Origin of the sequence: Chroococcidiopsis thermalis PCC 7203 (genome assembly GCF_000317125.1) — a bacterium.
Taxonomy (GTDB): domain Bacteria; phylum Cyanobacteriota; class Cyanobacteriia; order Cyanobacteriales; family Chroococcidiopsidaceae; genus Chroococcidiopsis; species Chroococcidiopsis thermalis.
Genome location: NC_019695.1, coordinates 2053705 through 2078754, shown reverse-complemented (window position 1 = coordinate 2078754; position 25050 = coordinate 2053705). Strand labels below are relative to the sequence as shown.

General features: G+C 45.5%; 20 protein-coding genes. 14 read left to right on the top strand and 6 right to left on the bottom strand.

Translation table 11 applies throughout. The annotated features are described in order from the left end of the window. Window positions 1-9 precede the first annotated feature (9 nt). The gene (gene cysH / locus CHRO_RS09210) at window positions 10-732 is read right to left on the bottom strand and encodes a phosphoadenosine phosphosulfate reductase (RefSeq protein ID WP_015153927.1); all 723 of its coding nucleotides are present in this window, start codon (window positions 730-732) and stop codon (window positions 10-12) included. 168 nt (window positions 733-900) lie between these two features. On the opposite strand from cysH, the gene CHRO_RS09205 reads away from it, so the two are divergent. The 6 genes from CHRO_RS09205 to CHRO_RS09180 all read left to right on the top strand — a co-directional run bounded on the left by CHRO_RS09205 (window position 901) and on the right by CHRO_RS09180 (window position 9462). Beyond that, complete coding sequence (locus CHRO_RS09205; protein ID WP_041462415.1) at window positions 901-1182, top strand: glutaredoxin family protein; 282 nt, start codon at window positions 901-903, stop codon at window positions 1180-1182. Window positions 1183-1304: 122 nt separating this feature from the next. After that, complete coding sequence (locus CHRO_RS09200; RefSeq protein WP_015153925.1) at window positions 1305-2837, top strand: UDP-N-acetylmuramoyl-L-alanyl-D-glutamate--2,6-diaminopimelate ligase; 1533 nt, start codon at window positions 1305-1307, stop codon at window positions 2835-2837. Window positions 2838-2943: 106 nt separating this feature from the next. Beyond that, the gene (locus CHRO_RS09195) at window positions 2944-4359 is read left to right on the top strand and encodes a DICT sensory domain-containing protein (RefSeq protein WP_015153924.1); all 1416 of its coding nucleotides are present in this window, start codon (window positions 2944-2946) and stop codon (window positions 4357-4359) included. Between the two features lie 14 nt (window positions 4360-4373). Further along, complete coding sequence (locus CHRO_RS09190; RefSeq protein ID WP_015153923.1) at window positions 4374-5399, top strand: helix-turn-helix transcriptional regulator; 1026 nt, start codon at window positions 4374-4376, stop codon at window positions 5397-5399. Between the two features lie 137 nt (window positions 5400-5536). After that, window positions 5537-8206: a TonB-dependent siderophore receptor gene (locus CHRO_RS09185; protein ID WP_015153922.1), complete on the top strand. Its 2670-nt coding sequence runs from the start codon at window positions 5537-5539 to the stop codon at window positions 8204-8206. Continuing rightward, window positions 8203-9462 (top strand): PepSY-associated TM helix domain-containing protein, encoded by a 1260-nt coding sequence (locus CHRO_RS09180; RefSeq protein WP_219336121.1) that lies wholly within the window; start codon window positions 8203-8205, stop codon window positions 9460-9462. The genes CHRO_RS09185 and CHRO_RS09180 overlap by 4 nt, the downstream gene beginning before the upstream one ends. Window positions 9463-9596: 134 nt before the next feature. Here the strand turns inward: CHRO_RS09180 and CHRO_RS09175 are convergent, their stop codons facing one another. The 3 genes from CHRO_RS09175 to gifA form a co-directional block, all read right to left on the bottom strand. Continuing rightward, window positions 9597-11177 (bottom strand): sensor histidine kinase, encoded by a 1581-nt coding sequence (locus tag CHRO_RS09175; protein ID WP_015153920.1) that lies wholly within the window; start codon window positions 11175-11177, stop codon window positions 9597-9599. Window positions 11178-11482: 305 nt separating this feature from the next. After that, entirely contained in the window at window positions 11483-13411 is a 1929-nt protein-coding gene (locus CHRO_RS09170; RefSeq protein ID WP_015153919.1) for an alpha-amylase family glycosyl hydrolase, read from the bottom strand. Window positions 13412-13922: 511 nt separating this feature from the next. Continuing rightward, window positions 13923-14120 (bottom strand): glutamine synthetase inactivation factor IF7A, encoded by a 198-nt coding sequence (gene gifA, locus CHRO_RS09165; RefSeq protein WP_015153918.1) that lies wholly within the window; start codon window positions 14118-14120, stop codon window positions 13923-13925. A 341-nt stretch (window positions 14121-14461) separates the two neighbouring features. On the opposite strand from gifA, the gene ffh reads away from it, so the two are divergent. The 7 genes from ffh to CHRO_RS09130 all read left to right on the top strand — a co-directional run bounded on the left by ffh (window position 14462) and on the right by CHRO_RS09130 (window position 21966). Continuing rightward, window positions 14462-15925 carry a signal recognition particle protein gene (gene ffh / locus CHRO_RS09160; protein ID WP_015153917.1) on the top strand — a complete coding sequence of 488 codons (1464 nt, stop codon included), beginning with the start codon at window positions 14462-14464 and terminating at the stop codon, window positions 15923-15925. A gap of 130 nt (window positions 15926-16055) precedes the next feature. Further along, complete coding sequence (gene rpsP / locus CHRO_RS09155; protein ID WP_015153916.1) at window positions 16056-16328, top strand: 30S ribosomal protein S16; 273 nt, start codon at window positions 16056-16058, stop codon at window positions 16326-16328. Continuing rightward, complete coding sequence (locus CHRO_RS09150) at window positions 16279-16728, top strand: KH domain-containing protein (protein WP_015153915.1); 450 nt, start codon at window positions 16279-16281, stop codon at window positions 16726-16728. Before rpsP ends, CHRO_RS09150 begins: the two co-directional genes overlap by 50 nt. 117 nt (window positions 16729-16845) lie before the next feature. Continuing rightward, entirely contained in the window at window positions 16846-17799 is a 954-nt protein-coding gene (locus tag CHRO_RS09145; protein WP_015153914.1) for a PhoH family protein, read from the top strand. Window positions 17800-18308: 509 nt separating this feature from the next. Next, window positions 18309-19289 carry an ABC transporter substrate-binding protein gene (locus tag CHRO_RS09140; protein ID WP_015153913.1) on the top strand — a complete coding sequence of 327 codons (981 nt, stop codon included), beginning with the start codon at window positions 18309-18311 and terminating at the stop codon, window positions 19287-19289. A 146-nt stretch (window positions 19290-19435) separates the two neighbouring features. Continuing rightward, window positions 19436-20968, top strand: coding sequence for a sugar ABC transporter ATP-binding protein (locus CHRO_RS09135; RefSeq protein WP_015153912.1), 1533 nt, complete (start codon window positions 19436-19438; stop codon window positions 20966-20968). Beyond that, on the top strand, window positions 20965-21966 hold the full coding sequence (locus tag CHRO_RS09130; RefSeq protein WP_015153911.1) for an ABC transporter permease subunit: 1002 nt from the start codon (window positions 20965-20967) through the stop codon (window positions 21964-21966). Before CHRO_RS09135 ends, CHRO_RS09130 begins: the two co-directional genes overlap by 4 nt. A gap of 138 nt (window positions 21967-22104) precedes the next feature. Here the strand turns inward: CHRO_RS09130 and CHRO_RS09125 are convergent, their stop codons facing one another. Both CHRO_RS09125 and CHRO_RS31905 read right to left on the bottom strand, forming a co-directional pair. Beyond that, window positions 22105-23184 (bottom strand): choice-of-anchor Q domain-containing protein, encoded by a 1080-nt coding sequence (locus CHRO_RS09125; RefSeq protein WP_015153910.1) that lies wholly within the window; start codon window positions 23182-23184, stop codon window positions 22105-22107. A 97-nt stretch (window positions 23185-23281) separates the two neighbouring features. Then, window positions 23282-23434: a hypothetical protein gene (locus CHRO_RS31905; RefSeq protein WP_158631903.1), complete on the bottom strand. Its 153-nt coding sequence runs from the start codon at window positions 23432-23434 to the stop codon at window positions 23282-23284. A gap of 174 nt (window positions 23435-23608) precedes the next feature. On the opposite strand from CHRO_RS31905, the gene gshA reads away from it, so the two are divergent. Beyond that, complete coding sequence (gshA, locus tag CHRO_RS09120; RefSeq protein ID WP_015153909.1) at window positions 23609-24763, top strand: glutamate--cysteine ligase; 1155 nt, start codon at window positions 23609-23611, stop codon at window positions 24761-24763. Window positions 24764-25050: the final 287 nt, after the last annotated feature.

Here is a 25050-nt window from a genome sequence, read left to right as displayed (position 1 = left end):
CTGGCTCCTTCAAATATGAATTCCGCATTCAGTCTTGTCAGAACCCCTCCAGCGTCCGGCGCGTTCGTCTTCGCCTTCGGCTACGGGTGTGGTAATCGGTTCGTCGCCGATACTGGGATAGCCTTGGTCGTGGAGCGGATTGTAAATGACGTTATGCTCGAAAACATAAGCCCAAGTTTCTTTGCGCGTCCAAGAAGCGATGGGATTGACTTTGAGGCGCTGTTGACTGTCGAGTTCAAAAACGGGCATATCAGAACGGGTACGCGCCTGATCGCGTCGCCGTCCGGTAATCCAAGCTACAGCGTTGAGTTCGGCTAGTCCTCGTTGCAGAGGTTCGATTTTGGTCAAGTGGTGAAATTGCTGAATGTCGCTATCCCATAGGGCTTCGCCATATTTGGCAGCAAAAGCAGCCCGAGTATCCACATCTGGAGTTTTATAAACTTGCAGATCCAAGTCGTACAAGTCTTTGACTTTGGAGACTAGCTCTAAAGTCTGGGGAAAGTGGTGTAAAGTGTCGAGAAACATAACTGGGGTGCGGTGCTTGAGTTCGCGGTAGAGAATATCGGTGATGACGATATCATCTACGTTGAAAGCGCTGGTTTGTACTAACCCTGTAGGAATGTTCTCGACACACCAGGCAAGAATTTTGCTAGGATGAGCTGTCTCATATTTGCGATTTAGCTCATCTAGATCGAAATTAGGTGTTTGGATAGAAGATGTTGAAACAGTCATCTGCGCAATGATGTGAATAGTTCTGCATATTCAACAATAACGGAAATCAGTTATCAGTTATCAGTGATTAGTGGTTGGTGACTAGTGGCTAGTGGAACTAGAATTGCTTCCCCAGCTCAAGAGCAGCTCTCTTTCTCGACTTACGACTTACGACTTACACTTAAGTTTATGCACTTAATTCTCTATAGCAAACCTGAATGTCATTTGTGTGAAGGCTTGCAGGAAAAGCTAGCACAAATTTTATCTACACACCAAGAGCTATCGCTGGAAGTCCGCGATATCACACTACAGGAAGATTGGTGGCAAGCATATCAATACGAAGTACCTGTTTTATTTCTGTGTAGCGACGACGGGCGATCGCTCCCTCTCCCTCGTCCCTCTCCTCGCGCTACAGTCAGTCAAATTCAGCAAATGCTTCAGAAATATGTAAATCATCATGAAGCAGAATAGGTGCAATTGAAAGCTGGGATTAAGCTAGCTAGTTAACAGTTATCAGTTATCAGTTATCAGTGACCATCAACTCCCAATTACCAGTTACCAGTTACCAATTACCAATTACCAATTACCAAATCATGAAGTTAGGCGAATTGTTAGCAAAAGTTGACAGTATCGAACAACTACCCCAGCACCCAGCTTTAGATCTGGAGGTGAAGGGTTTAACGACAAATTCTCATGCTTGCCAAGTTGGCGATCTCTTTATTGGAATGCCAGGAACGCGGGTGGATGGAGGAGAGTTTTGGCAAAGCGCGATCGCGAGTGGGGCGATCGCGGCTTTAGTGTCTTCTCAGGTAGCCTTGAAGAGAGCTGAGGGAGCCCAGGGAGCTGAGGGGGCTTGTATTATTGCCGCTAGGGATATGGTTCGAGCTTGCGCTGGGGTGGCGGCTGCTTTTTACGGCTATCCAGCCACGCAAATGAGGCTGGTGGGGGTGACGGGAACAAATGGTAAAACGACCACCACCCATTTAATCGAATTTTTCCTCCAACAAGCAAAGTTATCTACAGCTTTATTTGGAACTCTTTATTCTCGTTGGGCGGGTTTCGAGCAAACAGCAGCTCATACTACGCCATTTGCTGTAGAACTGCAACAGCAATTAGCTAACGCCGTGCAAGCGGGGACTCAAGTAGCGGTGATGGAAGTCAGTTCTCATGCTTTGGCACAAGGACGAGTTTTAGGGTGTCCGTTTGAAGTAGGGGTGTTTACCAATCTGACTCAAGATCACCTAGACTTCCACCGCGATATGGAAGACTATTTTGCGGCAAAAGCCTTGCTATTCAGTCCCGATTATCTCCAAGGACGAGCAATTATTAATACAGACGATCCCTACGGACAAAGATTAATTAAACAACTACCACCGGAACGGGTGTGGAGTTATAGCGTCCAAGCTGGAACAGCCGACTTCTGTTTGAGCGATTTGGGTTACGAACCAACGGGAGTGAGCGGTAAATTACACACACCCGCAGGAGAAGTAGAATTTCGATCGCCTCTGGTAGGGCAGTACAATCTAGCTAATTTACTCGCAGCAGTAGCAGCCGCTTTACACTTGGGCGTAGATTTACAACTCATCGCTAACGTATTGCCGCAGTTTGCTGGAGTCCCTGGGAGAATGGAGCGGGTGCAAGTGAGTCCCCATCAGGATATCAGCGCGATCGTCGATTACGCCCATACGCCAGATAGTTTAGAAAACTTGTTAAAAGCAGCTCGACCGTTTATTCCAGGTAAGATGATTTGCGTGTTTGGCTGTGGCGGCGATCGCGATCGCACCAAGCGCCCGAAAATGGGTAAAATCGCCGCCGATTTAGCAGATGTCGTTTACGTCACTTCCGACAATCCCCGCACCGAAGACCCTGAAAGAATTCTCCAAGATATTCTCGCTGGAATTCCCAACACAGTAGACCCATTTGTCATTGGCGATCGCGCTACAGCAATTCAAACGGCAATTCAACAAGCCCAATCCGGCGATGGCGTACTCATTGCTGGCAAAGGTCACGAAGACTACCAAATTTTAGGTACGGAAAAAATCCACTTTGACGATCGCGAACAGGCGAGGAATGCGCTAAGAATTCGGAATTCGGAATTTGGAATTCGGAATTTGGAAGTGGGGTAAGCGGCTGGTGGCTAGTGGCTGGTGACTAGTAGAATTGCTTCCTTGTCTCCCTTGTCTTCCTTGTCTTCCTTGTCCCCCTTGTCTCCTTAGCCCCTAACTCCTAATAATGGAAATCTCCCTTTATCGACTGGCTCTGAGTATAGAACAACCACCATCGCCAATGTTGGTGAGTCCGGCAACCTTGCTTTCCTTGGTAGAATCGGTGATGGAATTACTGGTAGAAAAGCAAATCTCAGCAACACTATGGTTAAAGTTACCATCAGGGAAAGTCTGGTATGCTTCGATTCAGCGCTATCACGAGCAGGTGAGAGTCTCTGACAAAACCTATGTTTGCTACGGACAGGAAACTGCGATCGCTCAATTGTCTGGTTTCCCAATGGTTCCAGTCCAATTATTACCAAATAGCCATTTGCGGCGGGACTATTTTCTCATCGTCCATTCGCCTCAATTCTGCTGTATGGTGCTGGCACATCGATCGCGACTGAAACGCAAAAAGGGAAAAACCAAGGAAAACGATCGCCAAAAGAAATTTTTACCCTTGCTGAGCCTTTGTTCGTTCGAGGGACGAGTCTTACAGGAGGTACTCAAGGGAATCGGTCATGTCGTGGCTCAAAGCGTGCGTTGGAAGCTAGCACAGCACAAACAGCCAGCGATCGCCCCAGAGGTGATGAAAAATTGGGAGACGCTGTTTGCTTGTCCGTCTGCACCCGATCCAGTACTATTAGAGCGATTATTTGCCAAACAAGTTCAGCAACAAGATGCAACTCGCCGGAGTACGTTTGATGAACTCACTGGCACTTTAAAACGGCAAAATCAAGCTTTAACAAATACCTTAACTCGTAAAGATGAATCGTTCGGTAGGATGTGCGAAGAACTCCGCACTCCGCTGACACATATGAAAACGGCGTTGAGTCTTTTAAACTCTCCTCACCTCAAACCACCGCAAAAACAGCGCTATTTGCAGATTTTGAGTAGCGAGTGCGATCGCCAAAATTCTTTAATTAACGGTTTATTAGAATTAGTTCAATTAGACAGAACGGCAGAACAAACAGTTTTACAACCATTGAAACTGAGTGAAATTATTCCAGGGGTAGTTAGTACCTACCAACCTCTAGCTCAAGAAAAAGGCATTATGCTTGCCTACACCGTTTCTCCCGATTTGCCTTCTATTTTCTGCTCTAACAATTGGTTACGGCAAATCGCTATTAATTTGTTACATAACAGCATTAAATTTACTCCTACAGGCGGGCAAGTGTGGGTTAAAGCTTGTACTCAAGGCGAATACGTGCAATTAGAATTTCGCGATACGGGAATTGGTATTTCACCTAACGAGATCCCCAAAATCTTCGATCGCTTTTATCGGGTGCGTTCTGTTTCCAGCGAAGATCTAAGCGGCGCGGGACTTGGTTTAACAATCGTTCAACAACTTTTACTCCGCTGTGGTGGTTCCATTTCGGTTAAAAGTAAAGTCGGTGAAGGTTCTATTTTCAATGTCTTGTTACCCATAGCTCCATCTAAGTAAAGTGTGGGTTGAAAATGGAAACGTTAAATGAGGCACAATACGAACAACGGCATTTAGAAAGCTGTCAAGATTACGAGTTGATTCTTAATACTAAAGGGTACGATTGCATTGAGAAATATTGCGATCGCTACGTTAGAAAAAATTGTCGCGAAATTCTGCTACCTTCTGGAAACAACCTTCAGATTCTCGATTTGACTTGGCTTCATGATTTAAGCACAGGAGTCGAACACGATGACACTGAACCTCTAACAGCAAAATTTTATCTTGCCGGAAATCTCAGAACCATCACGCCTGGAATTAAAGATAAATATATCAAAGACGATTATCTTGAAAAAACAGGTGAAAATTACTTATTCTACCTACCACAGATCGCTGAAATCGAGCAAGCTAAAGCCGAAACTGCTGAGATATTAATTAGAATTGCTTTTGACTTAAATTTCTTTAGGTCGTTTAATACAGACTCGGAATCTTTACCCGACCCGTTACAACTTCTGCTAGAAACTGGCACTCCGCCTCGGTTTCACCTTCCAGTGGGAAAAATTACCCCGCAAATGCACCTTGCCTTGCGGCAAATTCTCGATTGTCCTCATCAAGGCATGATGCAGCGGATGTATCTAGAAAGTAAGGTACTCGAACTGCTATGTTTGCAGTTAACTCAACTCGTCGAAAGCAATGGGAGACAAGCTAACAGTTTCAAACCAACTGACGTAGAGCGAATTTACCAGGCAAGGGAAATCTTAATCCAAAATCACGTCAACCCACCTGCGCTGATGGATTTGGCGCAACAAGTTGGACTGAACCACATGAAGTTGGAACAAGGTTTTCGCGAGATTTTCGGCACAACAGCATTTGGCTATTTGCGCGACTACCGTTTGCAGCAAGCATATTTATTGTTGCGAGATGGCAAGCTGAATGTAGAAGCAGTAGTAAATAAAGTTGGGTATTCCCATTTAGGTCATTTTGCTAACGCCTTCCGGCGCAAGTTTGGCATAACTCCTGGTGCTTGTCGTGCTGGCAAAAAGATTGTTACTGAGTTGTAACTTTTCTGCTATGGATCGAAATTTATCTTCTATGGCATAGACTTGAGCTTCGGTAATTACGTAGACTACTCACTGGCTTATTTGCAAATCTTTTTTGATAGTGATTTGTGTCAAGATTGCTGTGAGGAGTATAGTAAGTGTTACAACCTGGGCGATATGGGATTTTAGGCTTGAAAGCTTCTTGGCTGCTTGCTGTTTTGTTAGTCACTCAGCCAGCGATCGCTAAAACTGACGCGGAAACTAAGCTAGATTTAGCAGCACCGATGTCCGAGCAGATGCAAGCTAATCTCAAGAAGAATAATAAAAGTTTTTATACAAGTGCTCAAGTCGCGGCTCAGCCACAGCCTGATGCGGCGGGTAAGTCAAATGCGGTGCAAGTAATAGGTATCAAGCTGAATCCAACGCCAAACGGCTTGGAAATGATTCTAGAAACCGCTGATGGAACCTCACCCCAAGTTTTGACCTATGGTTACAAACAGACTTGGGTAGCAAATATTATCAACGCCCAACTGCGTCTACCCGAAGGTAAGTCTAAGTCTTTTCGTCAGACTAATCCAGTTGCAGGTATTACTTCTGTCACCGTTAGTCAACTTGCTGCTAACAGTATCCGCGTCACGGTGACGGGAACATCAATACCAACAGGGGAAGTAGTCACAAGGAATCGCACCTTGGTTCTTAGTTTAACTGTACCTACAATTCCTACAGCTCAAACACCGCCAGCGCCAGAAAGCCAGCCGAAACCAGAGGTAACACCACCAGAATCAGAAGATGTTACACAAGAACCAACCTCAACTAAACCAGCCCAGTCAGCACCAGGGGAAGAACTTGAAATCGTAGTGACTGGAGAGCAAGAAGTAGAAGGATATAACGCACCAGATGCATCAACTGCTACCAAAACGGATACACCTTTACGGGACATTCCCCAATCGATTCAAGTCATTCCTCGCCAGGTAATTGAAGACCAGCAAGTAACAGAAATTTCAGATGCCCTGCGAAACGTTTCAGGTGTGACTCCACGAGTAGATTATGGCTTTTCGTATACCTACAATATTCGAGGATTTAGCGATTCTAGAACCCTGAGAAATGGATTCCGTATTGAAGCGCCGACAATTGCCCCTAGTGGCATCGAGCGAGTGGAAGTTTTGAAGGGTCCAGCTTCAGTATTGTACGGTCAAGTAGAGCCAGGGGGAATTATAAATTTTGTTACCAAAAAGCCTCTCAGCGACCCCTATTATGCAGCTGAGTTTACCGCTGGAAGCTATGACTTTTACGAGCCATCTATTGACTTTTCTGGATCATTGACTGCTGATGGAAAACTATTATATCGCTTGAATGCCTCTTACCAAAACTTTGGGAGTTTTATTGATTTTGTTGATGGAGAAATTCTCTCGATCGCACCTGTAATTAGCTATAAAATTGGCGATGCAACTACTCTGACTTTAGAGTATGAATATTTATATTCCGATCGCACGTACAATGATGGGCTGCCAATAGATCCAGTTACATTTGAGCTTCCCATTAGTCGATATTTAGGAGAACCAGGCGATCGCATTGATGAGACTACCAATAATCTCATCCTCAGCTTTGACCATCGCTTTGACGACAATATTAGTCTTCGCACTGCTTTTGGAGCTTCTTTTTCGGAAGGGGAAGATGTAGCTTGTCGAGTGTCTGAGTACGATCCAGAAACTCAGGAAGTATCTCGATTTTGTGTAATAGATGGCTCTGAATATGACGATGTTTATTCTTGGCAAACCGATTTGGTGGCTAAATTCAACACTGGGTCAGTGCAGCATCAACTACTACTGGGGCTAGAGCTATCTCAACGCAATAACGGCTATGAAAACTTTGAGGCTAGTGGAGCTAACATTAATGTCTTCGACCCCGTGTATGGCGAACCAATTCCACCTTCAGATTACTCTTTTAAAGACGATTTTACGTCTAACGCTGTAGGGCTATATCTACAAGACCAAATCGCATTGTTGCCTAATTTAAAACTACTAATAGGAGGCAGATTTGATTTTACAAGTTTTGAATCTAGGGGTTACGAACAAACTGTAGGAGAAGAACGAATTGACAGGTCTAACGATTTTGAGGACGATGCGTTTTCCCCGCGAGTGGGATTAGTTTATCAACCGATTGAACCCATTTCTCTCTATGCCAGTTATAGCCGTTCCTTTGTCCCCAACAATACTATAACAGCCAGTGGAGAGTTAATCGAACCAACTCGCGGCACGCAATATGAAGCCGGAGTTAAAGCCGAATTAGGAAATCTCTCAGCAACTCTAGCAGCTTATGAAATTACGAAAACCAATATTCTGACACCCGATCCCGACAACCCAGATTTCTCAATTGGAGTAGGAGAAGTAAAAAGTCGCGGCATTGAATTCGATCTGGGAGGAGAAATTCTACCTGGATGGAATCTAGTTGCCTCTGCTTTTATCAATGATGCTTTTGTGACTGAAGATAACAATCTTCCTGTTGATGACGTACTCACAAATGCTCCAGCAGAAGGAGCTAGTTTATGGACGACTTATGAAATTCAACATGGCAATTTACAAGGATTAGGTTTTGGTGTGGGAGTATTTTATGTAGGCGATCGCGAAGCCGAATTACCTAACGAACTCGTACTTCCCTCCTACGTGCGTGCCGATGCCAGTATTTTCTACAAGCGCGATAACTGGAGAGTGGGGCTGAATTTCAAGAATTTATTTGATACTAAATACTACGAATCATCTCAGAATACCGCCTTGATTTACCCAGGTGCGCCTTTTACAGTTTTGGGAACTGTGGCGGTAGAATTTTGACTCCCCTAACCCCTCGCTTTGCCAAGGAGAAGAGAACCGCAGGCGGAGTGAGGCTTTGTGTGCGATCGCAATCTGTCATTTTTGAAATTATCTATAGCTATATGCGTGCAAAACGACTGCGTAATCTTATATTTTCAATTCACCGTTATATCGGCTTAGCTGTCGGGTTAATCCTAATTCTGATTGGCATTACAGGCAGCTTGCTTGTCTTTCACTCAGATATTGACGATTGGATCGTGTCTCAACAATTTGGGGTAGTTATTCCCCAAGGACAACCAATATCAATCGATCGCACCCTGGAAATTGCTCAAGCGGCTCATCCGCAATGGAAAGCTGTAAGCGTTTCCATCCCAAAAAGCGATCGCCACCCCTTCCATGTTGTGATGGAAGAACCGAATGCAAATCCAGATATTTATCTCGATGGCGCTCATCAAGTGTTCGTCAATCCCTATACAGAAAAAGTTATGGGCGATCGCTTGGAAAGATTCAGCTACTATCGCTTTTTGCTCAACCTACACTATCGTTTGTTTGTCGAACAGCCTGGAGTAATTTTAACAGGAACTGTAGCTTTGTTTCTGCTAATTGCCGCAGTTACAGGCACTTTCTTGTGGTCTGGTTGGCGCAAACTTTCAACCGGATTTAAAATCAAATGGAAGGCGCATATTAAGCGACGAAACTTTGATTTACACAAAGTTGTTGGAATTACAACAGCGGTTTTTCTCTCATTAACTGCCATTACAGGCTTCGGTTGGAACTTTTCAGATTTTACCTATCCGGCGATTCGGACGGTGACATTTAGCCCAATTCCAAATGACGATCCCGTTACTTCTAAGCCAATATCGGGACAAGCACCTATAACCCTTACTCAAGCCGTCGAGCAAGCTAAAGCCGCATTACCAGGAATGCAGCTAAATTCTGTAGATTTGCCTGGATCCGAAACAGGAGCGATTTCAATCTACGGCTTGTATGGCGAAAGCTGGTCAACTTATGGTGTAGCACACATCGATCGCTACAACGGAAAAGTTCTTCAAGTTGAAGATTCGCGACAGCCAAAATCGTTAGGCGATCGCATTATTAACTCATTTTTCGATCTGCACGTCGGTACATTTTGGGGTTTACCATCGCGCTTTCTCTACGTTTTAGTAGGATTTGCACCCTTAGTTCTATTCATCACTGGCGTTGTCATGTGGCAGCATCGCCGCGAGAATAAGAATAAAAGTAAGTCGGTAAAAATACCAGTAACCAGCGATCGCTAAGCAATCGATAAGCGATCGGTGTAATTGGCGATCGATACCTACCTTCAACTCATTACCTTCGATTCATATATACGGGCGGGTTTAACCGCAGAATCATTTGTGTGATGACAGGTATCCTCAAAAAAAACCCGCCCCTACGACTCCCCACTCCCAAATAGGGGGAGAAACACTGTCAATACTTCTCCTTGTTGTGGTTTCTGACGCACGATCAATTTGCCACCAATCGATTGAAATAGGTGCTTAGTAGCATTGAGATTGAGACTAATACAGCCTGTTTCGGGTTGAAAAGTGAGTAACTGACCGAGAGATTTGCCAATCGACGTGACAGAAAAACTTTGTGTCGCTTCGTCGTCTTCTCCTGGAAGTTGCGAAAACAACTGTAGCTTGAGTTGATCGCCAGCAGGAATGACTTGCACCTGAATTTGACTACCAGCGGGTAGGCTGCGAGTAAAATTCTCGATTAATCCTGTCAGTACCCGATCGAGCATACTAGGATGGCTGATCACCGTTGGCATTTGCTGCGGCACAATCACATCTAAAGTCATGTTGCGGCGTTTCGCACTGTGTTGCCAGCGGGGAATACTTTGCTGCAACAACTGTTCTAAAGATGTGGCAATCAAATAATTATTATTGTTGCTATCTGAAGCAGATGTTTCTAGTTCCGCCGCTTGAAACATCAACTCCATGCGATCGATTTGTTCTCGACATTCGTGTTCGATCGCCTCTAAGCGTTTTTGCACATCGCTAGACAAGTCTCGTCGCTTCAATAACAGGCGAATCAGCGTGCGAATTGTCGTCAAAGGCGTGCGAACTTCGTGAGCAAATGCTTGCAGGAGTTCTAAATCGGGACGGGAATGGGGAGTTGGGAGTCGGGAGTCGGGAGTCGGGAGTTGAAAGTCAAGAAGATTATCGTTGTTCTTGACTTTTGATTTTTGACTTTTGACTTTTGCATTGTCCCCTTGTCCTTCCTCTGGTTCTGGCAAATACTTTAGTAACAGGCGGCTAAATTGAGCCACGATCCGGTAATCTGGGGCAACGGGAGCATATTTATGGGCGATCGCATCGAGTTGCAATAGTAGATATCGGGGGCTAGTGAGAGCCACTCGCGCCCGCAGCGTCTGCCATGCCTGCGCAACTATCTCCGGTTCAAATGCAAACATAAATACTGGGTCGTTATTGCCATCTACCCCAGCAACCATCACCAAGCTAAAACTATCTGTCAAAACTAAGCAAAACTGTTCCTTTGCTAGCGGATCTCCCGGTAGCAAGGGTATAGTCGTACTGCCAGGGGGATCGATTTCTACTGCTACAGGTAAAGGATCGGATTTTGCTTGAGACTTGGCTACATCAGACTTGGTTGCAGCTGGCGGGAGTTGAAACGGTCTTCCTCCAGATAACTTCAGCCACTCTGCGGTAAACACTCCAGTTTGAAAGTTAGCCAGCAACTCTTTTTGACTCAAAATTGGTGCTGGACCAGCTAAAACGATGCCTCGATCGCCTTTAAATCCTAAAGAGTTTGACGGGGAACCAAGACTATCTAACAATAGCTGTTCGAGTGCGGCGATCGCCCCACTCCACTCTTTCACGACTTTGAGCCGTTTAGATGCAGCCCTGGTATGGCGAATGACTTCTGTTTCCAACTCTGGAGTGTAGTAGCCAATCTCATCCGCTCTGCTCTTGGTAATAATTTCCCTTATAGTTGGTAAAGTCCACATTTGCACCAGCGATCGCCCCCTCTCACAGCTAGCAACTCTCCGTTCCGTTCCGCTTTTCTAGATAGTTCTACTTTTGCTACTCAATAAGAGAGTATCGAGATTTTGGCACTAGCGACAGGCGTAAAACCGAACTTTAGTCTTCGCAATTTCCTGAACTAGGAAGGGATTGTCGATCGTTGGTAATGGGTAATGGGTAATGGGTAATGGGTAATAGGCAAGAAGCAATCCACCACTATCCCATTACTTGAGTTCGATCGCGAAGCTTATTAACTATTTTGACTTTTGACTTTTGACTTTTGACTTTTCTACGATTCTCTCCCAGATGCCCAGAGATCTCGCCACTTAACCGTCCCTTCGCTAGCAACAACCCAACGTCGAGCCACGATATTTTCTCGTAATGGCGATCGCCCTTCCCGCAACATGGCATATTTGTAAGTAATTAACTTACCAGCACTCTCCTCGAAGGGAATTTCCGCAAACCAAGTATTGGCATTAATGTACTCTAGGGGGTAAGCTTTGCCAATATCCCAGTTTCCTAGTTCTGGACAATCGCCCATCACCACAATTCTTTCACCGAGTTGAGTGTTGACCCCATTTAATTGCACTCTAACTAAAGTTTTAGCTTTTGCCCTTTCCCCAATATGACTGAGAACGATGACATCTCTTCGTCCCAGTTCTAAATTGCGGATCTCGCCGTTCTCCACTGTAAATTTGCGCCGCGTTAACACGCAAGTATGCTCGCCATCTGGTAAGTCTGTCATGACTGTATCAATCGTGACGGTTTCACCCCGAGTCATGGCAACAAAGCAGGTACACTCACCATATCTTCTGACATAGCAGTAGACATCTGGGGTAATATATCGCTGCTGATGGCTGCCAACTGATACGGCTGGGTTGAGTCGCCGCAAGCCAGAAAGCAAGCGAATATAACGATAGATTTCAGTGTCGTTGTCCCAACTCGTCATCATCGGTCGGTTGTAGGGATCGTTTCCGCCATTTGTATCGTCGTGAAGATACTGTTCCGTACCGTAGTAGATGCAAGGGATACCACGAGATGTCATGATTAGGGCGATCGCCACTCGTAGCATTTCCGGGTCGGCATTAAGCGACTGAAAACGCGGCATATCATGGTTATCGATAAACGTGACTAACTCTGTTGCCCCGTTATAGCGGTAATCGAGATCGAAAACATCTTGGATTAGTTGAAATCCACCCTCAGCGCCTTGTGCCAAAGCGCCTCGAATTGCTACGCATAGACCAAAATCGAGCATGGACATACCCGAACAGTTAGCAAATTCTACCGAGAGATCGTCGAGTGGATGGCTGAAAATCCATTCACCAAAGACAAACACATCTGGTCTATGGGCTTGAATATCGGCGATAAACTCTTGCCAAAACCAAATTGGCATATGCTTGACTGTATCTACCCGCAAAGCATCCACGCCTCGATCTAGCCACTGCTTAATTGCCAATTTGATGTAATTACGATAGTCGTTGTTGTTCTCGTTAAATGTGGCTAAACCGGAAAGTTCGCAGTTCTGTACTTGCCATTCATCTTCCCAATTGGATACTTCACCGTAATGATGATACCAATGATCTTTATCATCGTTAAAGTCGGCAATTTTTACGCCATCGTCATACAATTCTCCCTTGACTCCGCTAATGTCAGGGCTACTATGGTTGCAGACAATATCGAGAATTAACTTCATCTTTCGCTTGTGTAGTTCGTCAATCAAGCGATCGAAGGTGGTATTTCTAGTTTCTTGAGTTTTGTTCAGGGATGGATCTTCATCTTGACCGATAAATCGCGGGTTCAAGCGTTTGAAGTCTTTCGTCCAGTAGCCGTGAATTGCCGCACTTTCGATAAATAAATCTTCAATTTGCTCGAATAAAGGAGTCAGCCAAATTGCTGTCACTCCCATGCCTTTAAGATAATCGAGTTTATCGATAATTCCTTGTAAGTCACCACCCCAATACTTCCCCCATTCTTGAGCATTGGGATCGTATAGTTCTGGGTTAGGACCTTCGCTATTGTTTGGATCGCCATCATAAAAGCGATCGACTACCACAAAGTAAATTGTTTCTTGACGAAATTCGATATCTCTGGTGTAAAGAAACTCTAGATCGATCTCTGTTTCTTGTTGGGGTGCTGTAATTAAAGTATCTATTTCTACTTTTGGATCGGTCAGTTCGTGTTGAGCAGGAGTCGCTTTAACCGTGGGAAGTGTTTCCATAAGGTTTAGTGAGTTCTATATTTTTCAAATTGCGAGCGCATCTATGCACGAGTTGGTTTTGCTTTTGGCTCCTGTCGTTTTTCAGCGAGATAACATGCCAACCAACTATTTTTTTGCAGGCAATTGTTAAAATATGTTAATCACGAAAACTCTATCATCTATCGTGGGAAGTAATTTTATAGCGGTTTTTCGATTGGGTAAAACACACGCTCTGTATGGGCGCACAGAGAAAGCGCCCCTACAAATGTCACGCACGCAATCGAGAATTGCTATTATAGTGACTTTAGCACTTCGGAGAAGCAGAACGTTGTTCGTCACTAGAATATTTAGTATCGGTAGCGGGTTCACTACTCAATCTTGACTTAGCAATTCTCTGTATAGTTATTCCCGGTATCTGTACTCAACTGCAAAATTTTAGCTCCCCTCAAAACTGCGATCGCCATGCAATTTTGAGGGGAGCTTTATGTTATTTAACAAATTTAGCAAACTTTCTTCACACAAAAATCGCCATCTAGCTCATAGAAGAACCACTGCGATCGTAGTTAGCCGAGAAGGTGGGGTGGGGTTTGCCTTGAATATGATTCCAATATTCTGTCGTACCTTCAAAACCAATTTCAGCTGCTGCACGGTTCAACATCGATTGCTGACGGTTTTTGACTACGTGGTGGTGACGCATCATCAACGCCCGAGCTTGTTCTTGAGTAGACATAATTTATTCCTCTTTATATTTTTCTGTTTACTTTCACTTTTTTACTATAGCAGGTAATTCTGTATCCAAAAATACAAAATGACTATTTTTAATATTTCTTAACATAGTTCTCAGAAAAGCGAGGAGTGAGGAGCGAGGAGTGAGGGGAAGAAAAGAGCTGCTCTTGAGCTGAGGGAGAGTCGCCCATCTCAGGGGGAGAAGAGAGTTGCGGAGCAACTACCAACTATCAACTACCAACCATCAACCATCAACTGTCAACCGTTCATCCTTATCCCTCATAATGGGAATAGTGGATAAAATTTGCTTTCCCAAAATCCGATCGCCGTTTTACTTGATGAAATATGTTTGATGCACTTGCCGATCGCCTAGAATCTGCCTGGAAAAAGCTGCGGGGACAAGATAAGATTTCCCATGCCAATATTCAAGAGGCATTGCGGGAGGTACGCCGCGCCTTATTGGAGGCGGATGTCAATTTGCAGGTAGTCAAAGATTTTATTGCTGACGTGGAAACTAAGGCACAAGGAGCCGAGGTACTTTCTGGGGTTAGACCCGACCAGCAATTCATCAAAGTTGTTTATGACGAACTGGTAGAAGTGATGGGGGAAACCAACGTTCCCCTCGCACAGGCAGACGCAGCCCCTACCATTGTTTTGATGGCAGGTTTACAGGGGACGGGAAAAACCACCGCTACGGCTAAATTAGCATTACATCTACGCAAGCAAGACCTCAGTTGCTTGATGGTAGCGACAGACGTATATCGTCCCGCCGCGATCGATCAGTTGGTGACTCTGGGTAAGCAAATTGACGTACCCGTGTTTGAAATGGGTAGCAATGCCGACCCCGTAGAGATTGCGCGAGAAGGTGTCGAACAAGCCAAAGCACAAGGGGTAGATACAGTTATTATCGATACCGCTGGTCGCCTGCAAATTGACCAAGACATGATGGCGGAGTTGATTCGTGTTAAAGAAGCCGTGCAACCCCACGAAACGCTGTTGGTAGTGGATGCGATGACGGGTCAAGAAGCAGCCAATCTCACCCGCACTTTCCACGAACAAGTCGGTATTACTGGGGCAATTCTCACCAAGCTGGACGGTGACAGCCGAGGTGGAGCAGCGCTTTCAGTTCGACGAATCTCGGGACAGCCGATTAAGTTCGTCGGTGTCGGGGAAAAAGTAGAAGCACTACAACCCTTTTACCCCGATCGCATGGCATCGCGCATTTTAGGTATGGGCGACGTGCTGACGCTCGTAGAAAAAGCCCAAGAAGAATTTGATCTTGCCGATGCTGAGAAAATGCAAGAGAAAATTCTCTCGGCAAAATTTGACTTCACCGACTTTCTGAAGCAGATGCGGCTGCTGAAGAACATGGGTTCTTTGGGTGGCATCATGAAGCTAATTCCTGGCATGAATAAGATGTCGGACGACCAGCTGAAGCAGGGTGAAACCCAGCTCAAACGCTGCGAAGCGATGATCAATTCCATGACCAAGCAGGAACGTAAAGACCCCGATCTATTATCTAGTTCCCCCAGCCGTCGCCGCCGGATTGCCAGAGGTTCTGGTTATAAAGAAAGCGACGTGAGCAAACTGGTGAGCGACTTCCAGAGAATGCGAGCCATGATGCAGCAGATGGGTCAAGGCGGCGGCTTCCCAGGTATGCCCAATCTATTCGGTGGTGGCGGCGGTATGGGCGATCCCTATGCTGCTGGTAGTCGTCCTACTCCCCCTGGTTGGCGGGGCTACGCTGGCGGCGCACCCGCTAAGAAAAAGAAGAAAGAGAAGAAGAAAAAGGGGTTTGGGACTTTGTGAGTGGTTAGTGGCTGGTGGCTAGTGGCTTGAAGAATCTAGTCACCAGTCACTAGTCACTGTCAACTGTGATATGATGATCTATTCAGTGAATACAATCTATTAGCCGCCTACAGGAGAAGTTAACCCCAGTATGATCAAACTGCGATTGAAGCGATACGGTAAAAAGCGGGAAGCAAGTTACCGCATTGTGGCGATAAAAAGCAGCGCTCGGCGCGAAGGTCGTGCTTTGGAAGAGCTGGGATTCTACAACCCCAGAACTGACGAAACTAAGCTAGATGTGCCAGGAATCGTAAGGCGGCTCCAACAAGGTGCTCAACCTACTGATACCGTGCGTCACATTTTACAAAAAGCTAATGTCTTTGAACAGCTCAATACCGCAGCCAGCCAATCAACCAACTCATAAGGGCGATCGCACTATAAGTTCAGATCGACAACCAGATTACGCTAAACTAGCGCAATTTTTGATTCAGCCGTTTTTGGAGTCTCCCAACTCGCTAAGCGTGGATTGTGAGTTCTTCCCTAGTACGGCAAAGGTTTGGCTTAGAGTCGCCTTTGAAGGTGAAGACAAGGGGCGAGTTTTTGGTCGCGGCGGACGCAATATTCAAAATATTCGCACGGTTATTGCTGCTGCTGCTGCTATGTCAGGGCATTCAGTATATCTGGATATTTACGGTAGCCAAGCTTTTAATGGTGCGACGAGTGGGGAAGAAACCGGACGTTCATCAGATCGTTCATCTGCGCCAAAATTGAGGGAACAGCGAGGTGAGAGTCCCAAACCCGTGCAAAAACCTCGTTCTCATTAGTCGTTGGTTGATGGTTCCCGCTCGTTTGTAGCTAGTAAGCTAGAAAGGACAAATGAATGATGGCGTAGGGCGAAGCCCTTCCCATAGGGTACGACCAATGACAAATAGAAAACTGGTATGGCAGAGCCTTTAACGATCGCGCTACCAACTCAAGCTGGCGCGATCGCTTTAGCCGGAGAAAATGAAGAAAATTTGAAAACCCTGGCGCGACTCACAGGTGCTACAGTTGTGTTGCGCGGGCAAGAGTTATATATTTACGGCACGGAAAAACAAATTGAGCTAAGCCAGCAGTTAGTGCGATCGCTCGAAGATCTTTGGAGTCAGGGTAAGAGTATTTCAAATGCAGATATCCTGACGGCGCGTCAAGCATTAGATACCCATCGCCAAGGCGAACTGCAAGAATTACAGCGAGACGTTCTCGCTCGTACCCGTCGCGGCGATGAAGTCAGGGCAAAAACTTTTCGCCAGCGTCAGTATATTCAGTACATTCGTACCCATGACTTGACATTTTGCTCTGGTCCTGCTGGTACTGGTAAGACTTATTTAGCAGTGGTAATTGCTGCCCAAGCTTTGTTAGCAAATCAGTACGAACGGTTAATTTTAACTCGTCCAGCCGTGGAAGCTGGGGAAAAACTGGGCTTTTTACCAGGGGATTTGCAACAAAAAGTCGATCCGTTTCTCCGTCCCCTCTACGACGCATTGTATGAGTTTATCGACCAAGAAAAAATGGCTAACCTAATGGAACGGGGAGTCATTGAAGTAGCTCCTCTAGCATATATGCGGGGTCGCACGCTGAATAATGCTTTTGTGATTGTAGATGAGGCGCAGAACACGACACCAGCCCAGATGAAAATGGTGTTAACGCGGTTGGGATTCCGTTCGCGCATGGTTGTGACTGGGGACATGACTCAGACTGACTTACCTTTGCAACAACAATCAGGGTTAACAGTAGCGTTGAAGATTTTGCAACATCTCGAAGGAATTGCTTTTTGCGAGTTTTCTCAAAAAGATGTCGTTCGCAATCCTTTAGTGCAAAGAATTGTTGCGGCTTACGAGCAGTACGAGAAATAATTGATGAGTAATTGGCGATCGCAAATCGCTTCTAGCTTTTTGAGCGAGAGAAATTGCTGATATATAGGATTTGATGATAAATCCTCCATTCGCATTAATTATTTCTGCGATCGCACTCCTTTTCAAATTCTTTTCTCTACTCAGAGATATAGCAAATCAAGCCGTGATAAAATAGATTTTTCTCTTTAAGCATTCTTGCATTCAGATGTTCTGATAAATAGACATTAGGTCAATTCAATATTTACAATTTTTAATTTAAATTTTGTTTCTAGTTTGAATAATTTGAAGCAAATTTTGATATCAAACGGTACTTATACATACGAGTCTCAACAAATTTCAGGGCGATCGCGCATTCAATCCATTTCAATATCTAAGCTTTAAGATAGATGTATAACGTTTAATAAAAAAATCAAAATAATAATTCTGCATACTAAAAAAATTGCCTGAAATCTCGATCGCATCTCGCACTGTAGATTCGGTCTGACTATTTTTAAAAGCTGGTTGAAAAAATGAAAGGGAAAAAAGCCGCGATCGCCATTGGTCTATTCGGCGCGATCGGCAGTGCCATTGTCGCTTGCTCGCCAGATAGCCAAAATAACTCTACAGCACAAATCAATCCAAACTCAAAACTGCGCTCGCTTGCAATTACTGTAGGCGATCTCAGCAATCCCTTCTTTGTCTTGATGGGACGAGGTGCGGAATCTGAGGCTAAGAAAATTGCTGGAGAAGGGGTACGAACTGCTGTTGTTTCTAGCGGTTACGACCTCAACTTGCAATTCAATCAAATCGAAAACTTTATTGCCGCTAACACGGACTTAATCCTGCTAAATGCTGGCGATAGTGAGGGCATTGCAGCTGCTGTGGAAAAAGCCAAACAAGCAGGCATTACCGTAATCGCAGTCGATACAGGTGCGGGTGGTGGCGTAGATGCTACCGTCACCTCTAATAATCTGCAAGCAGGGCAGATTAGCTGTCAGTATATTGCCGATCGCCTCAAAGGGAAAGGCAATGTTGTAATTGTGAATGGTCCGCCAGTACAATCTGTATTCGATCGCGTCAAAGGTTGCGAACAAGTCTTTGCTCAGTACCCCAACATCAAAATACTTTCTAAAGACCAAAACGCCGAAGGTAGCAGAGATGGTGGTTTAAGGGTCATGAGCGACTTGCTGACATCATTTAACAAAATTGATGCCGTATTTGCGATCAACGATCCGAGCGGAGTTGGTGCAGAACTCGCAGCCAAGCAAGCCAGACGCAACGAGTTTTTCATTGTCGGCGTAGACGGCGCACCGGAAGCAAAACAAGCAATTGAAGACCCCAATAGTATTTTTGTTGCGACTGCTGCTCAAGATCCACTGGGCATGACACAAACAGCCGTTCGAGTTGGTAACGACATTCTCAATGGCAAGAAGCCGAAGAATCCCGACATTTTGATTCCTGTCAGGCTAATTACCAGAGAAAACGTCAAAGACTATAAAGGCTGGCAGTAAGAATTCGGAATTCGGAATTCGGAATTCGGAATTATTTTTAACTTCTCTTGACTTCTGTAAGGACGGGTTTGATGGCAGAACTCTCTGTTGTTTGACAGCTATCCTCAAAAAACCTGCCCCTAAAACTCCCGACTCTCGCAATTTTTATGACAACAACAACATCCCCTCCCATCCCTCGGTTAGAAATGCGAGGCATCACCAAGAAATTTCACGGTGTAACTGCCTTAGAGAATGTCAATTTGACTGTTTATCCAGGTGAAATTCACGCTCTGATGGGCGAGAATGGCGCGGGTAAAAGTACGTTGATGAAAATTCTGGCTGGGGCATACGAAACAGATGCAGGCGAAATTCGCATTAACGGCGACCCAGTAAAAATTTCCGATCCTAGTGCTGCTAGGCAAGCCGGAATTGCCCTGATTTATCAAGAACTGAATCTCGCCCCCAACTTGACTGTAGCTGAAAACATTTTCATGGGTAGCGAGTTAACTAAGGGATATTTCCTCGATCGCGATCGCATGAATCAGGAAGCAGCAGCAGTCCTCAACAGTCTGGGAGCGAGTTTTCAGCCAGAAGACACGGTGTCTCGCCTCTCGATTGCCGAACAGCAACAAGTCGAGATTGCGCGGGCGCTCAAGGACAATAGCCGCATCCTAATTATGGATGAGCCAACCGCAGCGCTTTCAGACCGCGAGACAGAACAACTATTTGAGTTAATTCGCAAGCTGCGAGACAACGGCATCGCCATTATCTACATCAGTCATCGCATGGAAGAAATTTACGCGCTTGCCGATCGCATTAGCGTTTTGCGAGATGGCGAGTACGTAGGCAGTTTAGAACGCCAGGAGATCTCTAGCGAGCGCCTGGTACAAATGATGGTAGGCAGACCTTTGCAAGATTTGTTTGAAAAACAGCCCGGAAAAACCATCGGTTCAGTCGTACTAGAGGTAAAAAACATTAGCGATGGTGGCAAAATTCAGCCTGCAAGTTTAACACTACACGCAGGAGAAATTGTCGGCTTGGCAGGACTGGTAGGTGCAGGACGTACGGAATTATGTCGGTTAATCTTCGGTGCTGACCCCAAGACAAGTGGTGAAGTGATTTTAGATGGTAAACATCTCAACATCAATCAACCCAGCGATGCGATCGCCGCTGGTATTGGTTACGTGCCAGAAGACCGCAAAGAACAGGGCTTATTTCTCGAAATGAGCTGCCGCAAGAATATTGCAATTAACCTGCTCAAACGGGAAGCGAAAGTAGGCACGATCAGCCCATTACGAATTAACCAAATTGCCTCAGCCGCAGTCGATAACTTTAATATTCGGCTAGCAGAACTAGGCATTAGAGCCTTAGATTTGTCTGGTGGCAACCAACAGAAACTGCTGCTAGCAAGATGGTTGGCAATTAAGCCTAAAGTTTTGATGTTAGACGAACCCACAAGGGGTGTAGATATTGGCGCAAAAAGCGAAATTTATCGCATCATTAGCGACTTAGCAGCCCAAGGAGTTGCAATTCTAATGGTTTCGAGCGAACTACCTGAAATTATCGGGATGAGCGATCGCGTTTTGGTGATGCGAGAAGGGCGTTTAGTTGGCGAACTAAACAGTACCAACGGCGAGAAAATTACGCAAGAAAAGATTATGACTTACGCCACCGGAGCAATTGAGGGAGAAAAATTATGAGTCAAATCCAATCAAAACCAATGCGAGGCAGATCGAGCGATCGCCCCAAGGGAGGTAGGCGTAAATCTGCAAGTAACCTGCTTCAGATAGTAGGAATTCTCCCGATTCTGGCGCTGATTTGCATTCTCTTCGCCTTACTCACGCCTAACTTTCTTACCACAGGCAACATAGTCAATATATTCCGGCAAGCATCGATCAACATCGTGCTAGCAACAGGGATGACGTTTGTAATTCTTACGGGCGGAATCGATCTTTCGGTTGGTTCTATCCTGGGAGTAACAGCTGTAGTTGGCGTACTGACATCACTCATACCAGGGGTCGGCTGGCTGGCGGTTCCCGTTGCTTTACTCGCAGGCTTGGGTTTGGGCTTAATTAACGGTGCTTTAATTGCCTTTCTTGACCTGCCACCTTTCATTGTCACTCTAGGTGCGCTCACGGCTTTGCGAGGGGCTGCTTATTTAATTGCTAGCGGTACAACCGTGATCAACCGCGACCTCAACTTTGCTTGGATCGGGATTAATTACTTAGGACCAGTTCCTTGGTTAGTGGTAATTGCGTTGCTTACAGTGGTAGCTAGCTGGTTTATTCTCCGCCGCACTATTTTGGGAATGCAGATCTATGCAGTGGGTGGCAATCAACAGGCAGCAAGGCTAACGGGAATTAAGGTCAAGCGAGTACTTTTATTTGTTTACGGTGTCAGTGGCTTGCTCTCCGGCTTAGCGGGAATTATGAGCGCCAGCCGTCTTTACAGTGCTACAGGAATGCTAGGGAATGGATACGAACTCGATGCGATCGCGGCTGTAATTTTGGGCGGAACCAGCTTCTCTGGTGGGATTGGCACTATCTGGGGAACTCTGCTTGGTGCGTTAATCATTGCCACCCTCAATAACGGACTAACTTTGTTGAATATGTCATTCTTCTGGCAGTTAGTTGTCAAGGGTTTAGTCATTATTGTTGCCGTCACAATCGATCGCCTCCGCAGACGCTCTAGAAGATAAATTGTAGGTTTGGATTTTGGGTTTAATTCAAAATTCCCAATCTATTGATAGCAATTCTCGATTGTGTACATAATATTAGTAGGGGCGCACAGCTGTGCGCCCCTACATCATAGGTATTTCATCCAATTGAAACGGCTATTAATTAGTAATTGTGTCAACTCCCTCTGATAGAGGTGCGAGATACTCGTATGCACCCACATCGCAAGTAGCAACACCATCTCTGTTTCCGTCTAGGGGTCGAGTCATACCACGTTGATCGGTACTCTGGCATTGGTCGTCGATCCCGCGATCGATTGCCGGACTCTCAGCGTAGATTGGCAACATATCATGATCGTCACGTCCGCCTAGTACGATCTCAACGTTACTTCGGCTGGTAGGAAAGCCACAGGTTGCATCGCTTGATAGGTTGCCACCAAGATCGACAATCGTGCCGTCGCAATTATCACCCTCATAGTTATTTGCTACCAGCGTATTCTTTAACTGAATCGTACCAGTATTGGCAATTCCACCACCACTTGTTGCCGAGCGGAAAGACTGATTGTTAGCGATCGTGCTATTGTACACATCCATCGTGCCGAGGTTTTCAATTCCCCCACCTGCACCAGATGTAGAGTTCCCCACGATCGTTACGTTCACGAGTGTTGCTTTGCCCGTACTTGCATTAGTAAGTCCACCGCCACCCCAAACGTTACCATACCTCCAGTTAATAGAACTTGCTCTGACTGTACTATCAACTAAAATCAGCGTCCCGTGGTTGTGAATACCCCCACCGTGGGAGTGACTAGCAAAGCCAGGGGTTGCATTACCCCACTGTACTGTGACTTTACCAATGTAGGCAAAGCCAGTGTCAGCGATATCGAACACGCGACTTTTCAACATGCCATCTATTTTTGTTTTTCCAGAACCCGCACCAGTCAGGGTTAAGTTTTTGGTGATATCTAAGTGTCCCTGACTCAGTTCGTACAAACCTGCTGGTACGGTGACAGCACGGTTGACTGCCTGACCTTCTTGTACTGCGGCGCGTAACGTACAGAGGCGGGAAGGATTGGAAATACAGTTCCCATCACCTATATTCCCGTCTGGTTCATCTAAGATGCTATTAACTGTAAAAATTTGTCTTTCTTGAGATAGAACCGTTTGAGGTAGAATAGCAAGTCCGCAAACCATAATTACAATTAATGCATAGCGTATCCATCGAAATCGTTTCGTTTTTCGCATAAGTTTCTTCAACGAGCTAACGAATACTCGCAAACTAGAGTTTTTGCAAGCAAAGCGGGAGTAATGGCAGACAAGCCTCATTTATTCGCGCTATTTATCAACTGCTGACAGCGATCCGCAGCTCATTTCCTGAAAAGCGATATGATTCTTTATAGAGGAGTCGATGCGAGGTAGTTAAATCGACGGCAACAGCAAGGCTAAACCGCCATCTAACGATTCCAGGGGGGTTTTCTCTGCTGCCTTCTGGCATTACCTTCTGGGATGAAAGATGAAATAAAGATATAAGTGTACCTAACTACGGATAGAAACTTTGTCATGTCAAACTAACGCAGGTATTGAACTTTCGGGTAGATGCAAAGTTTTGCCGCTGCTAGATACACTGAGTTAGTGGAAGAATTACTCACTGCAAGCCGAGGAGAATCAAGTGCTGCTATCAAAAGGCTTTGAAATTGAAATGTACACGGGGACACCGTCAGGAGATGTCGTCGGTCTTTCAGACAAAATCGTGGCAAATTTAGAGGGGAATTTTGCCAAAGAGCCAGATAGCCGTAACGTAGAGTATATAACGTCTCCCTCAACTCAATACGAAAGCCAGTTGTGCGAACTACTGCGCCCTCGGCGCAAAATACGGGAATATCTCCAGCGATTGGGCAACTACACGTTTATTCCTGGTAGTACTTTATCTTTGGGGGGGAGCGATCGCTTCTACCGTTCCGACCCGAATAACCCATACCATGAATATATTGAAAAGACCTACGGTACTACAGTTGTTACTGCTAGCGTTCATATTAATGTTGGGATTGAAGATCCAGAAGTACTTTTACGGGCGTGTCGTCTGATCCGCGTCGAAGCACCTCTGTACCTCGCCCTCAGCGCCTCCTCTCCTTTTATTGACGGCGAACCTACTGGTTATCACTCCACCCGTTGGGCAGTTTTTCCTCAAACTCCCGCACACGTCCCCCTGTTTGAAAGCCACGCTCATCATATTCGTTGGGTTGAGGAACAGTTAGCCGCAGGGACAATGCAGAGCGTGCGCCATCTTTGGGCATCGGTAAGACCGAATGGCGATCGCCGCCCTTACGACCTCAACCGTTTAGAATTAAGAATCTGCGATCTCGTCACCGATCCGATTGCTTTATTAAGTATTACTGCCTTACTGGAAGCGCGGCTGTGCCAACTCATAGCAGATCCACAACTCGATCCGCTAGAAATGAGTACCCTACCAGCAACAACCCGCGCTGAAGATTTGTTGACAATTACTGCTGCTAACGAAAGCGCAGTCGCCCGTTCTAGCCTCGACGCTCAGCTAACTCATTGGCAAGACGGCAGAAAAATCTTAGCGAGAGACTGGATTGAAGAAGTTTATCAAGAAGTCTGGGCGATCGCCAAGCAAAACGGCTTCAATTGTTTTCTTTCTCCCGTACAAAAAATTCTGCGCGAGGGGAACACCGCTCAGCAGTGGTTGAAACTTCATGCATACGGCTTTGAGCCAAGAAGCATTATCATGCAATCTATCCAAGCAATGAGCGATCGCGAGTTAGAACTGGAAGATAAGCTCTGTTCGTCGGCAATGGTGTAGGGCATTACTCATCAGTTATTTGTCACTCGTCATTTGTTCTACCAATAGACCTCCTGCGTGAATACTTGAATTGTCATCCACACGCGAAGCGAAACATCTGGGAGATTCTTCACTACACTGCGTTGCGTACCCTTCGGGAAGGCTTCGCCAACAGAATGACATCCATGATTTTTTGATTCATGCAGGAGTGACAAGTGACAAATAAATGTTAAGAATTTTTAATCATTTGTTTTCGATTTACATTTATTTAAAAAAACTATATATTTATGAATCTGAAGCCAAATCGT